This window comes from Citrobacter sp. Cm046, from assembly GCF_030333065.1.
Classification (GTDB): Bacteria; Pseudomonadota; Gammaproteobacteria; order Enterobacterales; family Enterobacteriaceae; genus Citrobacter; species Citrobacter murliniae.
In genome coordinates this window covers 19322-32518 of the sequence record NZ_JAOWGP010000038.1, presented here as the reverse complement: position 1 = coordinate 32518, position 13197 = coordinate 19322, and the positions used below count along the sequence as shown (strand labels likewise).

Annotated in this window: 16 protein-coding genes; 7 read left to right on the top strand and 9 right to left on the bottom strand. The window is 50.0% G+C overall.

Features of this window, described 5'->3' with window-relative positions; all coding sequences use genetic code 11:
* Positions 1 to 72: 72 nt before the first annotated feature.
* A complete protein-coding gene (locus tag OGX98_RS10845) occupies positions 73 to 1107 on the bottom strand; it encodes an AI-2E family transporter (RefSeq protein WP_045442636.1) in 1035 nt (344 codons plus the stop codon).
* A 144-nt stretch (positions 1108 to 1251) separates the two neighbouring features.
* Here OGX98_RS10845 and OGX98_RS24070 point away from each other — a divergent pair, with 144 nt between their 5' ends.
* The 3 genes from OGX98_RS24070 to mdtI all read left to right on the top strand — a co-directional run bounded on the left by OGX98_RS24070 (position 1252) and on the right by mdtI (position 2211).
* Positions 1252 to 1422, top strand: coding sequence for a protein YdgV (locus OGX98_RS24070; RefSeq protein ID WP_136345589.1), 171 nt, complete (start codon positions 1252 to 1254; stop codon positions 1420 to 1422).
* A gap of 107 nt (positions 1423 to 1529) precedes the next feature.
* Positions 1530 to 1895 carry a multidrug/spermidine efflux SMR transporter subunit MdtJ gene (gene mdtJ, locus OGX98_RS10840; protein WP_190284577.1) on the top strand — a complete coding sequence of 122 codons (366 nt, stop codon included), beginning with the start codon at positions 1530 to 1532 and terminating at the stop codon, positions 1893 to 1895.
* Entirely contained in the window at positions 1882 to 2211 is a 330-nt protein-coding gene (mdtI, locus tag OGX98_RS10835; RefSeq protein ID WP_045442642.1) for a multidrug/spermidine efflux SMR transporter subunit MdtI, read from the top strand. Before mdtJ ends, mdtI begins: the two co-directional genes overlap by 14 nt.
* 35 nt (positions 2212 to 2246) lie before the next feature.
* On the opposite strand, the gene OGX98_RS10830 is transcribed toward mdtI, so the two are convergent.
* The 4 genes from OGX98_RS10830 to OGX98_RS10820 all read right to left on the bottom strand — a co-directional run bounded on the left by OGX98_RS10830 (position 2247) and on the right by OGX98_RS10820 (position 5359).
* On the bottom strand, positions 2247 to 3068 hold the full coding sequence (locus tag OGX98_RS10830; protein ID WP_048221497.1) for a trypsin-like serine peptidase: 822 nt from the start codon (positions 3066 to 3068) through the stop codon (positions 2247 to 2249).
* Between the two features lie 100 nt (positions 3069 to 3168).
* Entirely contained in the window at positions 3169 to 3252 is an 84-nt protein-coding gene (gene ydgU / locus OGX98_RS24065) for a small membrane protein YdgU (protein WP_502873564.1), read from the bottom strand.
* A gap of 86 nt (positions 3253 to 3338) precedes the next feature.
* The gene (asr, locus tag OGX98_RS10825) at positions 3339 to 3734 is read right to left on the bottom strand and encodes an acid resistance repetitive basic protein Asr (protein WP_284097233.1); all 396 of its coding nucleotides are present in this window, start codon (positions 3732 to 3734) and stop codon (positions 3339 to 3341) included.
* Positions 3735 to 3871: 137 nt separating this feature from the next.
* Positions 3872 to 5359, bottom strand: coding sequence for a carboxypeptidase M32 (locus OGX98_RS10820; RefSeq protein WP_225760892.1), 1488 nt, complete (start codon positions 5357 to 5359; stop codon positions 3872 to 3874).
* A gap of 239 nt (positions 5360 to 5598) precedes the next feature.
* Here OGX98_RS10820 and OGX98_RS10815 point away from each other — a divergent pair, with 239 nt between their 5' ends.
* Positions 5599 to 6225 carry a CPBP family intramembrane glutamic endopeptidase gene (locus OGX98_RS10815; RefSeq protein ID WP_502873563.1) on the top strand — a complete coding sequence of 209 codons (627 nt, stop codon included), beginning with the start codon at positions 5599 to 5601 and terminating at the stop codon, positions 6223 to 6225.
* Between the two features lie 47 nt (positions 6226 to 6272).
* Here the strand turns inward: OGX98_RS10815 and ynfM are convergent, their stop codons facing one another.
* Entirely contained in the window at positions 6273 to 7526 is a 1254-nt protein-coding gene (gene ynfM / locus OGX98_RS10810) for a multidrug efflux MFS transporter YnfM/SxtP(Kp) (protein WP_286595270.1), read from the bottom strand.
* 106 nt (positions 7527 to 7632) lie between these two features.
* Between ynfM and ynfL the strand changes: the two genes are divergently transcribed.
* The 3 genes from ynfL (at position 7633) to bioD (ending at position 10701) form a co-directional block, all read left to right on the top strand.
* Positions 7633 to 8532 carry a multidrug efflux transcriptional activator YnfL/SxtR(Kp) gene (gene ynfL, locus OGX98_RS10805; protein WP_048221494.1) on the top strand — a complete coding sequence of 300 codons (900 nt, stop codon included), beginning with the start codon at positions 7633 to 7635 and terminating at the stop codon, positions 8530 to 8532.
* Positions 8533 to 8660: 128 nt separating this feature from the next.
* Entirely contained in the window at positions 8661 to 9881 is a 1221-nt protein-coding gene (gene mlc / locus OGX98_RS10800) for a sugar metabolism global transcriptional regulator Mlc (protein WP_045442657.1), read from the top strand.
* Positions 9882 to 10005: 124 nt separating this feature from the next.
* A complete protein-coding gene (gene bioD, locus OGX98_RS10795; protein WP_045442660.1) occupies positions 10006 to 10701 on the top strand; it encodes a dethiobiotin synthase in 696 nt (231 codons plus the stop codon).
* On the opposite strand, the gene clcB is transcribed toward bioD, so the two are convergent.
* From clcB to OGX98_RS10780, 3 genes are all read right to left on the bottom strand, one after another.
* Positions 10657 to 11565 (bottom strand): voltage-gated ClC-type chloride channel ClcB, encoded by a 909-nt coding sequence (gene clcB, locus OGX98_RS10790; protein WP_286595268.1) that lies wholly within the window; start codon positions 11563 to 11565, stop codon positions 10657 to 10659. The genes bioD and clcB overlap by 45 nt on opposite strands.
* Positions 11566 to 11684: 119 nt before the next feature.
* The gene (dmsD, locus tag OGX98_RS10785) at positions 11685 to 12299 is read right to left on the bottom strand and encodes a Tat proofreading chaperone DmsD (RefSeq protein ID WP_045442664.1); all 615 of its coding nucleotides are present in this window, start codon (positions 12297 to 12299) and stop codon (positions 11685 to 11687) included.
* A gap of 42 nt (positions 12300 to 12341) precedes the next feature.
* On the bottom strand, positions 12342 to 13196 hold the full coding sequence (locus OGX98_RS10780) for a dimethyl sulfoxide reductase anchor subunit family protein (RefSeq protein WP_286595267.1): 855 nt from the start codon (positions 13194 to 13196) through the stop codon (positions 12342 to 12344).
* Between the last annotated feature and the right edge of the window lies 1 nt (position 13197).

The following is a 13197-nucleotide window of genomic DNA, read 5'->3' as shown; positions in this document are numbered from 1 at the left end:
TGGTACCGGCCATCTTGTATACGTCAAAACCGTGCAGAGCATCTCTATAGCGCTCTTTAGCACAACTGCGATTTATGTTTTGTTGAGGTCGCTAAGCAGGACGGCAATGCTTTGACCGCCTTCAGTTTGCTCAAGCGCAATTTTAACGATGATGGTCAGCGGCACGGAAAGTAGCATACCCACCGGTCCGAGCAACCAACCCCAAAAGATTAACGACAGAAACACTACCAGTGTGGAGAGTCCCAGCCCGCGTCCCATAATGCGGGGTTCGAGGATATTGCCGAATACCAGATTAATCACCAGATAACCCGCCAGTACCACCAGCGCATCATAAAAACCACTAAATACCAGCACCTGAGCAATAGGTGGAATGGCCGCCAGTACTGAACCGATATTAGGAATATAGTTGAGCGCGAAGGCCAGTAAGCCCCAGACAAAGGCGAAGCGTACATCCAGCGCTGCAAGCATGCCCCAGGCAACCAGTCCGGTGACGATACTGATAGCCGTTTTTAGTACCAGGTAGTGAGAGACGCTGTCGATCGCTCGTTGAATTGCCGCCATTCCTTCAAGTGGTCGGCTCATCATCTGTTGCAGTTTACAGGGCAGTTGCGGTACTTCCAGCAGCATAAAAACAACCGTCAACAGCAGCAAAAAAATCGATGACATAGCATTGGAAAGTTGTGTCAGTAAATTGGTGACCAGCGTCATTGCAGCGTTGGGATCGATATATTTGACAAGCTCGTCCACGGAGACGCCGATCCCAGCGCGCTGTAGCCACGGCTCGATATTTTTCAGCGGGATAACCAACGATGAACGGTATTGTGGAAGCGTGCGTGCCAGTTCATTTAAGGATGTACCTAAATAAGCCAAAAGCAGCACCATTAGCATGACAATAATAACAATCAGCAATGACACTGCTACTACTCGAGGTATGCGAAGTTTTACCATGCGCCGTACCATCGGATTAAGTACCACCGCGATAAATAACGCCAGGATAAATGGCACGATGATATCGGCGGCGAAGCGAATGCCGGTAAGAATGATAACCAACATGCCCAGCATGATGACTAATTTTAGACCGTTAAGCGTGATGATCGGTTTCGCCATGTTTATTCCTGATTTTTTATTTTTGAAACTGTACCTGAAATAATAATGTGACTTGTGTCGAGCCGTCCTAACAAAAAGCAAACGAACCGGGTAAAGAAGTGAAAAGGTTTTGAGTTCGTAATGAACCTATGATACAAATCATCTGTGTTTAACTACCGAGGACAATTATCATCCGCGATGACGAGAAGCAACACTGCGGATAATTGTAATATTATGGACAATATGTTCAGGCTTTTTTTGCGTTTACCTACACTTCTTCGTACCTCCTCTACTTTCCTGCTTGCGGGTGAGCAACACTGGCGCAACGCGCTTTAGTCCCTTCTTCTGCCTGAGCTGGCGTTATGCGCTGAGCTATCTGATTCTATTTTTTGGTTTGCTGCATGCAGTAGGCCCAAAGGACTATATTCTCAAGCAGGAGAAGCATCATGTTTTACTGGATTTTATTAGGTCTGGCCATTGCGGCTGAAATTACCGGAACGCTGTCGATGAAATGGGCAAGCGTAGGCCATGGCAATACAGGCTTTATTTTAATGCTGGTAATGATCGCCTTATCGTATATTTTTCTCAGTTTTGCCGTTAAAAAAATAGCACTCGGCGTGGCCTATGCTTTGTGGGAAGGCATTGGCATTTTATTTATTACGTTGTTTAGCGTGCTGTTATTTGATGAAACCTTATCCACGATGAAGGTTGCCGGTCTGGTCTCGCTGGTGTTAGGCATTGTCCTGATCAAGTCGGGTACGCGTAAGCCGTCTAAAGCGAGGAGGGAGGTGACCCATGCAGCAGTTTGAGTGGGTTCACGGTGCATGGTTGGGTATGGCCATTGTTCTGGAAATCGTCGCTAACGTATTTTTGAAATTTTCTGATGGTTTTCGTCGCAAGGCGTATGGCGTACTGTCATTGGTTGCCGTATTGGCTGCCTTTAGTGCACTCTCTCAGGCGGTAAAGGGCATCGATCTTTCAGTTGCCTACGCTTTGTGGGGCGGATTTGGGATTGCCGCAACGCTGGCTGCAGGATGGGTGCTTTTTGGGCAGCGCCTGAATAATAAAGGCTGGATTGGCCTGGCATTACTCCTGGCCGGAATGATTATGATAAAACTTGCCTGATGTTAGTGCTGCCTGCAAACGCGGGCAGCACAATGTTAATCCTTCATCAAAGCGTTCAGCTTATCGCGAAATCCGGTAACGGAAATGGCACGATTATCGGCCCGCCAGCGATCTTTTGCCGCCGGAGCAGAGCTTTGCACGCCAATCAATTGCCAGCCGGAATCGGTTTTCAACATCAGTGGAGAACCGCTGTCTCCCGGGAGCGTATCGCATTGATGTGACAACACGGTATTTTGCGCCCAGCCGGTAACAACGCAGTCCTGATGCGCATACAGGTCATCCAGGTGATCTTCGGGGTAGCCTGACTGAGTCACTTTGCGATCGGCGGCTTTCAACGCCGCAGTTAACTCAGCTTTATCGCCTTCAAATAAGGGAAGTGGTGTGATTCCGCTGGGAGGATAACGCAACACCACCAGACCAAAATCCCAGGGAGCCGCGGAAGGTGGCACTATCCAGCCGTCGCCATCCGCTTTTAAACGCTTGCCAAGTGAAGCATCAACCCGACCCTCAATACCGTGGATTTCATAGCGCCAGACGCCTTTTTTCGATACGAAGCGCAGCGCGACAGCTTTATCTGGTCTGCCTTTGGGTGGGGTCAATAAACAATGTCCGGCAGTCAGGGCCAGATGAGGTGAGATGAGCGTTGCTGTACACAGGTTACCGCTGGCGGTTTCCAGTTGTCCTATAGCGTCCCAGGGGGACTGTGTCGGGTCAGTAATCTGTACGCGATCGTCATGCCCAAAAAATAGCGTTTTTATATCGTCAGCATCTTTGCTGGTCGTTGTGGGCTGATCCGCATGCGCAACGACAGGAAAAAAACAAATTGAACCCAGTAATACCGCAATGGTTTTATGCATATCACACTCTGGTGGGGAATTATGATTATTAACAGCAAACCCTCAGTTAATACTATAGACGGGACGGTGGGAAAGTGGGAGTAAAATCAGATAACTACACTCAGGAAAGATAAAAGTGCGTAGCAATTAGGGCGCAAATTATCAGTGTAATAAGAATTAACTCAAAGCGGTAATGTGACACCATTTTACCCTCCGAAAGGCGGCGCTAAATCAGGAAGACTTAGCGCCGTATGCGATGGCGTGGGGGACGCCATTGTTATTACTGATGTCTTATGCGGCCGGTTGAGCAGCAGGTTTAGCGGCTTCGTGTTTTACTGCTTTTTTGCTGTGTTTTTTCGCAGCCTGAGCTTTCTGCTCTGGTGCTTTTTGTTCTACAGCAGGTTTAGTTGCCGCTTTTTTGGTATGTTTTTTCGCAGCCTGAGCTTTCTGCTCTGGTGCTTTTTGTTCTACAGCAGGTTTGGTTGCAGATTTTTTAGTGTGTTTTTTAGCGGCCTGAGCTTTCTGCTCAGCGGCTTTATGCTGTTTTTTATGATGCGTTGTTTTTGCCGGGGCTGCTTTTGTGGTCGCAGCAGCAGCCGGAGCGGTGGTAGCAGTTGTTTCAGCAGCAAAAGCAGCAGAAGACAGACCCATAGCAGCGGCAACAACCAGAGCTAATACTTTTTTCATTCTCATACCCTCGATTTGGTTTTTCATTCAACCCCACTGCGGGGCCGTTGAAATAACTATATCGCTGTAATCTCAAGGCTTCCGTGAGTCATTGGTATCGGCATGTAACGATATGTACAATGACTCACGGTAAGCGATTACAGATAACGGGCTTCCAGATGGGCGCGGAAATAGCGACTGCTGAGAGGTTCGCCGGTGGCCTGGATAATAAGCTGTTCGGTGGTATAACGGCTGCCATGTTGCCAGACATTCTGATGCAGCCAGTCAAACAGGGTGCCAAATTCGCCTTGCGCAATGGCACTTTCTAAATCAGGCAATGCGCGGTTTGCCGCACTAAACAACTGTGCTGCATACATGGCGCCCAGCGTGTAAGAAGGGAAATAGCCAAACCCACCGTCGGTCCAGTGGATATCCTGCATACAACCATTGCGATAATTGCCGATTGTTGAAAGTCCGAGCCATGCCTGCATTTTCTCATTCCACAACGCCGGGATATCATCAACTTCAATGTCGCCGTTAATTAACGCACGCTCAATTTCATAGCGCAGAATAACATGAGCGGGATAGCTGACCTCATCAGCATCCACGCGGATAAAGCCAGGCTTCACTTGCTGGTTCCAGGCGATGAAGTTTTGTTGTTCAAACGCAGGCTGATCGCCAAAATGCTTTTTAACCGCTGGAATTAGTCCCTTCAGAAATGCCTGACTGCGGCCAAGTTGCATTTCAAAGAACAGACTTTGGGATTCATGAATTGCGGTTGAACGAGCCAGTGCGATAGGTTGTCCGGCCCAGTTGCGCGGCAGATTTTGTTCATATCGGGCGTGACCGGTTTCATGGATGACGCCAAAAAGTGCGCTGAGCAATTCGTTTTCATCATAACGCGTGGTAATACGAACATCTTCCGGTACGCCGCCGCAGAATGGATGCGCACTAATGTCCAGTCGACCGGCGGTAAAGTCGAATCCCAGCCGAGTCATCGTTTCAAGGCCTAACTCGCGCTGGATTGCTGTTGGGAAGGGGCCAACCGGCGCGATGAGTGGCTGTTGAGACTGTTTCGCCACTACCTTATTTAACAGATCCGGAAGCCAGCTTTTTAGGTCTGTGAAAAGTCCGTCCAGCCGCGCGCTGGTCATTTCTGGTTCAAATACATCCAGCAACGCATCGTAAGGCGTACATCCTTTGGCCTCGGCCCGCAGTTTGGCTTCTTCACGGCTATATTTAACAACGTCTTTCAGATTCTCAGCAAAACCTTCCCAGTCATTTGCCGGACGTTGACTGCGCCAGGCATGTTCACAGCGGCTACCCGCCAGCGATTTTGCTTCTACCAGCGATTCCGGCAGCAGCGCAGCCTGATGATGCAACCGCGACATCTCGCGCAGATTCGCCTGCTCTATATCGCTAAGATCCTCCTGCTCGGCGGCGGCAATCCATTTTGCCACATTAGGATCGGTTAAAAGTTGATGCTCAAGTACGCTCAGTTCTGCCAGAGCTTCACCCCGGGCTTTGCTGCCGCCGGAAGGCATCATGGTAAACATATCCCAACTGGCGATAGCCGAGAGATGGGAGAAGCGAGAGAGCCGCTGGAAGGTGCGGGTGAGCTGTTGATAATTAGCAGTGTTACTCATTTTTTAGTTCTCGTTCTGATGGACCAGACTTGAGAGTCTAACGTGATTTTAGGCATTTACCCATTCATCACGGATGCGATGTAATTTTGGTAGGTTGTAAATGATAATGATACTTTTTATCATAAACAAAAATTATCTTTAGAACGACTGACATAACATTTTGTCAAGGAGAGGGTGTGCGACAGGAAGTAAGTAACGATTATATTGCCAGGACAAAGGCGGTATCTGGCTGCTTTTCGATGTTTTTGTTGATGTTTGGCATCACGTTCATCCCGCTATTCTTTTCTGAAAGCCAGACATTACAGGCGAAGGGTTTACTTTTTCCGCTGCTGTTTATCGCGGAGTTCGTCGTGCTGGTACCACTGTATTATTTCTTCTTTCGTCAAAGAAAAGGATTAGGGAAAGGGAGCTTCAACATAAGATGGTTTGCTATTTTGTTCACGGCGCTTTTGGTGATGCAGTTCGTCATGCCATGGGTGCTGGGTATCAGACAGAATGAAGAATGGGTTACAACTCAGGTGTCACTGAGCAGTTACGCGCTCTGGTTATCGAGTCTGACCCTGATATTTATTGCGCCGATTTATGAAGAAATGGTGTTCAGAGGTTGCCTGTTCAACGCCTTTCAGTACTGGTTCAATGATAAAACATGGCTGACGTCGCTAGTGGTTTCGGCGATATTTGCGCTGATGCATACGCAGTATATGGACATGAGAACGCTACTGCTGCTGTTTATTGTTTCGCTGGTGTTGATCATTGCCAGAATAAAAAGCAACGGAATTCTGATGCCGATAGTGCTGCATATTCTGATGAATGGTACGGTTATTGGCCTGCAAATTGGAGCCCAGGCGATGCTGGCATCATCGTAGTCCATATTGCTGCCCTGGTAATGTTTTGCATCCCAGGGCAACATATTTTATGCATGTAATCGGTGGTGCAAGCAGGAGCCAACGAGCAGGGCGAGGATCAGCATCAGCGCAATAAATCCGCCCACGCCGTTCCAGCCGTAGTTATGCCAGAACACACCCCCCAGCGTACCTGCAATGCTCGACCCCAGGTAATAAGAGAACAGATACAGTGAAGAGGCCTGGCCTTTAGCACGTTTAGTCCGTGGGCCGATCCAACTGCTGGCCACGGAATGTGCCGCAAAGAAACCCGCAGAAAAGAGCAACATTCCGGCAAATATTAACCATAGCGACGTGAATAACGTCATCAGCAGACCAAACAGCATCACCCCTGTTGAGAACAACATCACCGGACCACGACCATAACGCGTGGTCATTGAACCCGCTTTTGGCGAACTCCAGGTTCCGGTCAGGTAAGCGACGGACAGCAACCCAACAATCGCCTGGCTGAGTTCCCAGGGAGACAGCATCAGGCGATAGCCGATGTAGTTAAACAGCGTGACGAATGAGCCCATCAACAAGAAACCTTCCGCGAAAAGCAGCGGTAAACCTCTGTCACGCCAGTGCAAACGGAAGTTGATAAACAGCGTCTTAGGTCGCAACGATGTGGGCCTGAAGTGACGGGATTCCGGTAATATTTTCCAGAACATCAGCGCGGAAGCCAGGGCAAAACAACCGATAGCTGCCAGCGCGATTCGCCAGTTAAAAAAGTCGGTAAATACGCCACTGATCAAACGACCGCTCATGCCACCAATCGAGTTACCACTGATATATAAGCCCATCGAGAAGGCCACAAAGCTGGGATGAATCTCCTCACTGAGATACGTCATTCCTACTGCTGCGACGCCACTTAGTGACAGACCAATCAGCGCGCGCATGATTAAAATTCCGTGCCAGCTGGTCATCATTGTCGAAAGCAGGGTACAGCAGGATGCTAACAGCAGCGCGGTCACCATCACCGGCTTGCGGCCAATTGCATCGGAAAGAGGACCGGTAAACAGTAAACCAATAGCGAGCATCGCGGTTGAGATAGAAAGTGAAATACTACTACTGGCTGGAGATACCCCAAATTCATGCGACAGCACTGGCAGTATGGGCTGCACGCAATAGAGGAGAGCAAATGTCGCCAGTCCGGCAGAAAAGAGCGCCAGTGTGACGCGCATAAAAGAGGAGGTACCGCGTTTTATATAACCATCCGGCGGGGTGATAATTTGTTTATCAATATCGCTTGCCGGTGCGGTATCGACAATAGTTGTACGACTCACTTGAAATCCTTGCTCAATCATTACGTCTACAGTACCAGCCTTAAGGGTATGAAAATCCCAATATTCTGTCTAATATATTAATAATCTCAAATAATATTTTAAAAATATGAATATTGAATTGCGTCACCTGCGCTACTTTGTGGCGGTTGCAGAAGAACTTCATTTTGGCCGTGCGGCGGCAAGGCTGAATATTTCACAACCTCCGTTGAGTCAACAGATCCAAATCCTCGAACAGCAAGTTGGGGCACGTCTTCTGGCGCGTACAAATCGTAGCGTGGCCCTGACAGCCGCAGGCAAGCAGTTTCTGGCAGACAGCCGACAGATCCTGGGGTTAGTGAATGAGGCGGCGGCAAGAGCGGAGCGTTTGCATCTGGGAGAAGCAGGGGAACTGCGAATTGGCTTTACCTCGTCAGCACCATTTATTAAAGCAGTTTCAGATACGCTGTCTCTCTTTCGCCAGTGCTACCCCGCGGTGCATATGCAAACCCGTGAAATGAATACGCGTGAGCAAATTGCTCCGCTCAATGAGGGGACGCTGGATCTGGGACTCCTGCGTAATACGCAACTCCCTGACACGCTAAGCTGGGAGGTCATCCTGCATGAACCACTGATGGCAATGATCCCTCGTGTACATCCTTTGGCGCAAAAGCCGGTTGTCACACTGGCTGAACTGGCGAATGAACCGTTTGTCTTTTTTGACCCGCATGTGGGGACCGGCCTGTATGATGATATTCTTGGCCTGATGCGTCGCTATGGCCTCACGCCGACCATCGCTCAGGAGGTTGGGGAAGCCATGACCATTATCGGACTGGTGGCCGCAGGATTAGGGGTTTCCATTCTGCCAGCCTCATTTAAACGCGTGCAGTTGTATGAAATGTGTTGGATCCCCATTGCGGAAGAAGATGCCGTGTCTGAAATGTGGCTGGTGTGGCCCAAACACCGTGAGCAGAGTTACGCTGCGCAACGCTTTCGCCAGCAGCTTTTAGCGGCCGTTCAGTGCGGTTAATTTAGTTTAAAAATGGGTGAAAATGTGCAGTAAATCACACGGCTAAGTAAAAAGTTGACGGGAGCCATTGAAGTGCTTCACCATAGCCTACAGATTATTTCGGAGCGCGAAAATAAAGGGAGTAAGTGGTGGTTGCTGATAGTCAGCCTGGGCATATCGATCAAATTAAACAGACCAATGCGGGTGCAGTTTATCGCCTGATTGATCAGTTAGGACCGGTGTCGCGTATTGATCTCTCTCGCCTGGCACAATTGGCGCCTGCCAGTATTACAAAAATTGTTCGGGAAATGCTTGAAGCACATCTGGTGCAAGAACTGGAAATAAAAGAAGCAGGGAGTCGCGGGCGTCCGGCCGTTGGTCTGGTGGTCGAAACGGAAGCGTGGCACTACTTATCGATTCGTATCAGTCGTGGCGAGATTTTTCTTGCGTTACGCGACCTCAGCAGCAAGCTGGTGGTTGAAGATTGCCTTGAAATGCCGCTTGTCTCCGAGATTCCTCTGCTGACTCGTGTTATTACACAGGTCGATCAGTTTTTTATCCGCCATCAGCAAAAGCTTGAGCGATTAACCTCTATCGCTATCACCTTACCAGGAATCATCGATACAGAAAATGGCATCGTTCATCGCATGCCGTTTTACGAAGATGTTAAAGAGATGCCGCTGGGCGAAGCCCTCGAGCAGCACACCGGTGTGCCAGTGTACATTCAGCACGATATCAGCGCCTGGACCATGGCTGAGGCACTTTTTGGCGCTTCGCGCGGTGCCCGCGATGTTATTCAGGTGGTGATTGACCACAATGTGGGTGCAGGGGTGATCACCGACGGTCATTTGCTGCATGCCGGGAGTAGCAGTCTGGTCGAAATTGGCCATACGCAGGTCGACCCTTACGGGAAACGGTGTTATTGCGGAAACCATGGTTGTCTGGAAACGATTGCCAGTGTTGACAGTGTTCTTGAGCTGGCGCAGGTACGACTTAAGCAGTCGATGAGTTCCTCACTGCACGGACAACCGCTGACGGTGGACTCACTGTGTCTGGCAGCCATGCAAGGCGATTTATTAGCGAAAGATATCATTAGCGGCGTCGGCACCCATGTTGGTCGAATTCTGGCCATTATGGTGAACTTGTTCAATCCGCAAAAGATTCTTATTGGATCTCCGCTCAGTAAAGCAGCAGATATATTGTTCCCGACTATTGCTGACTGCATTCGTCAGCAGGCGCTTCCGGCATACAGTCGACACATTGTTGTAGAGAGTACGCAATTTACTAATCAAGGGACAATGGCGGGGGCCGCGCTCGTGAAGGACGCGATGTATAACGGTTCTTTGTTGATTCGTCTATTACAGGGTTAACATTTTTTAACTGTCGTACGAAAAATTGCGCTATCTCAAGCTGGTCCTGGCTCTCATACCTTAGACTTTCTCCACTGTTTTATTTTCCTGGCTTATATTTCGAAGCATAACGGTGGAGTTAGTGATGCTGAAGCGTTTCTTTATTACAGGTACAGACACTTCTGTTGGGAAGACAGTGGTTTCCCGCGCATTACTACAAGCGTTAGCGTCAGGTGGTAAAAGTGTTGCGGGTTATAAACCTGTGGCCAAAGGAAGCAAAGAAACACCTGAAGGTATGCGCAATAAAGATGCGCTGGTGCTGCAAAGTGTTTCTTCAATTGAATTGCCTTACGAGGCAATCAACCCTATTGCTCTGAGCGAAGACGAAAGTAGCGTGGCACATAGCGGGCCTGTCAATTACACCTTGTTGTCAAACGGGCTTGCGAGTCTGAGCGAGAAGGTTGATCACGTTGTCGTCGAAGGTACCGGTGGCTGGCGCAGTCTGATGAACGATCTGCGTCCTTTATCGGAGTGGGTGGTGCAGGAACAACTGCCCGTGTTGATGGTGGTGGGTATTCAGGAAGGCTGTATTAATCATGCCATTCTGACGGCGCAGGCTATCGCCAGCGATGGACTGCCGCTAATTGGCTGGGTAGCGAACCGAATCAATCCGGGGCTGGCGCATTATGCGGAAATCATTGATGTGCTCAGCAAAAAGTTACCGGCACCGCTGATTGGCGAATTGCCTTACCTGCCTCGCGCTGAGCAGCGCGAGTTGGCCCAGTACATCCGCCTGTCAATGCTGGGTAATGTGTTGTCGGTAGACAGAGTCCTGGTGTAACGTTCGGGACAGCACTGAAGCAACGACACAAGCAATCAATAAGCCGGGGAGCAGGCGATACTCCCCGGTCATCTCGCAAACCATCAATGTCGACATGATTGGCGCATGCGTTGTTGCCGCCAACAGTGTGGCCATCCCCGCTAATCCAAGCAGAACTGCAATCTCATCCGTACCGGGAAGCCAGAGTCCCCACACGCGACCAAACAGCATACCAATTGACAGTCCGACAAACAGAGTTGGCGTAAACACGCCCCCAGGCGCGCCTGACCCACTGCTGGCGAGCACAGCGAGTAATTTGCAGATAAAAATCCCACTGACAATCGTCAACAGCGGTGGGGAGAGTAAAAACGACTGCACTACGCTGTAACCATTTCCCCAGACAGTCGGTGTCAGTAACGAGAGCAGGCCAACAATAAGTCCTCCCAATGCCAGTTGCCACGGAGGTGAAAGCTTCAGACGTAAAAATACGTTGTGGCTGGTGGTCATAAGCCATATGAAGAGTGGCCCGCAAACCCCAGCAACCAGACCGGTGCAGACAATCATCACATACTCAAGCGCATGCAGCTCCCGCGATAAGTGCACGGTATATAGCAGGGCGTTGCTGTCGCTGAGCACATCCGTGGTCAACAGTGCAACGACGGCAGATACGACCACCGGTCCCAACGATGCCAGAATCAATGTGCCAAACAGAACTTCGGCAATAAACAAACTGCCCGTATCGTTGCTCAGGAAAAGCCATTCAAGGAGTAGCATGGCGTGGCGAAACCCTGCGACGGCTAACGCGGCCAGAATGCCAGTCAGTGCGGCAAACAGCAGGCGGCGAAAAATGGTGCGCAGGTCAGGATAAGCATGTAAATGATGCATGGTTTGCCAGACAGGAAAATTCAGACGATCTATTTTGCGGGGAATTGTTGCCGGAAGCAAAAGCACCGCGTGCGAAACGCCGGACAAAACGGCAGGGCAAAACCCTGCCACGGAAGAAATTAACGAAATAGCGGCTTAATGGCTACGGGGATCAATAACTGCGACTGCCATTCTGCCAGCGTCAGGCGAGCCAGTTCTCCCAGAGCCTGATAAAACGGATGATCCGCTTTTTCGGTAAAGACCTCAAGGAAACGTGCGGACCACGGTAACAGATGCCAGGCCAGCAATTGTTCGCACTCGGTGTGACGTTCGTTTTCGGCAAGCCAGGCAGTCAGTAACAACAGGGAGCCAAAGTGATCTTCCGGTTCATTCTGCTGCATTTCAAACTGGATGCCGTTGTCACGCATCCACTGACGTAATGCCAGCGTTGAGTCGCCAAATAGAACGTTCTCACGATCCAGCCAGACTGAGCCCCAGGGCGGAGAGGGAAGCGTATAAGGACCGATAAACAAACGCTGCCAGGCCTCTGGGAGCGTTTCATCGACTTCGGTCTGAAACTGTACAACCAGCGGGGAGAGGATATTCTCTGACAGCGGCCACTGGGCCTGCCAGCCATCGGCGGTTAATGATGAGACTAACGGAGCCGCTTCATCGCTGTCTGGCGCAAAGTAAAACAGCGCTCCCAGCACGCGCGCCGCGGTAGAAAAGTTGTCACGTTGTGAAAAATGGGTCATGCAAACAATCCTGAAAAGTGCGGGTCTCCCCGCACTCGAAAGTTAACCTGCAACAGCCATACCGACTGTCATATGCAAACCATAAAACAAGCCACGTCCGATGAGTTCACCGGCAAGCACTAAAATTAAACCCAACGCCAGCCCTGCAATGTGCGGGTCTTTGCGACGGATCAGAGGGCAAATCCAGCAACCCAGACCCGCGGTCAGCAGCATGATGCGCCAAACCTGCAGAATTCCATAGTCAGGAACCAGTGCATTTGCCTGTTGTACTGAACTGTGGATAGCGCCAAGTGACATGCCCTGTAGAACAATGACGGCCACGCAAATTAGCAAACCCAGCACACTAATAGTAGCGAATGTGGCGGCGTTAAATGAGACGCCAACGACACGCAACAGGAGCGCGGCGAATAGTGGGCCAGTCAGCAGCACGGTCATGAAAAATGCCGTGGTGGTATATCCATTATACCAGGTTGGCACCGTATCTATCTGATAAACGTTCGTCATTGCCCAGACAAACACTACGCCGAGGATCATGCTCACCAGTAGCCAGATTTTACCTAATGTGGCCGGCATTTTATCGAGAAAAGCCACCAGCCACCAGAATCCACCAACCGCAAAAAAAAGCGATCCACTGGCGATTTCATTACTCAGCGCTGATGCGCCAACTCTGTTTAGTGAGTTAAGCGCACGAAGTGGTGAACCCAGGTGCATTACCGAGGCAAGAAACCCGACTCCCATTACTACCCACAGAAAGAACATGCTGCGAACGATATGTTTTCTTGCGTCATCGTCTTTGGCAGTAAACCAACACAGTCCGCTAACAATAAGCGCGCCAGCCACGCATTGACCGAGAACTGTAAACAGTACCAGCGGCCATTCATGCCATCCATTTCCCATT

Coding starts and splice junctions, on each gene's coding strand:
- OGX98_RS10845 (WP_045442636.1), bottom strand. CDS start 1,107: ATGGCGAAACCGATCATCACGCTTAACGGTCTAAAATTAGTCATCATG.
- mdtI (WP_045442642.1), top strand. CDS start 1,882: ATGCAGCAGTTTGAGTGGGTTCACGGTGCATGGTTGGGTATGGCCATT.
- OGX98_RS10830 (WP_048221497.1), bottom strand. CDS start 3,068: ATGCATAAAACCATTGCGGTATTACTGGGTTCAATTTGTTTTTTTCCT.
- ydgU (WP_502873564.1), bottom strand. CDS start 3,252: ATGGTGTCACATTACCGCTTTGAGTTAATTCTTATTACACTGATAATT.
- asr (WP_284097233.1), bottom strand. CDS start 3,734: ATGAAAAAAGTATTAGCTCTGGTTGTTGCCGCTGCTATGGGTCTGTCT.
- OGX98_RS10820 (WP_225760892.1), bottom strand. CDS start 5,359: ATGAGTAACACTGCTAATTATCAACAGCTCACCCGCACCTTCCAGCGG.
- OGX98_RS10815 (WP_502873563.1), top strand. CDS start 5,599: ATGTTTTTGTTGATGTTTGGCATCACGTTCATCCCGCTATTCTTTTCT.
- ynfL (WP_048221494.1), top strand. CDS start 7,633: ATGAATATTGAATTGCGTCACCTGCGCTACTTTGTGGCGGTTGCAGAA.
- bioD (WP_045442660.1), top strand. CDS start 10,006: ATGCTGAAGCGTTTCTTTATTACAGGTACAGACACTTCTGTTGGGAAG.
- clcB (WP_286595268.1), bottom strand. CDS start 11,565: ATGCATCATTTACATGCTTATCCTGACCTGCGCACCATTTTTCGCCGC.
- dmsD (WP_045442664.1), bottom strand. CDS start 12,299: ATGACCCATTTTTCACAACGTGACAACTTTTCTACCGCGGCGCGCGTG.
- OGX98_RS10780 (WP_286595267.1), bottom strand. CDS start 13,196: ATGGGAAATGGATGGCATGAATGGCCGCTGGTACTGTTTACAGTTCTC.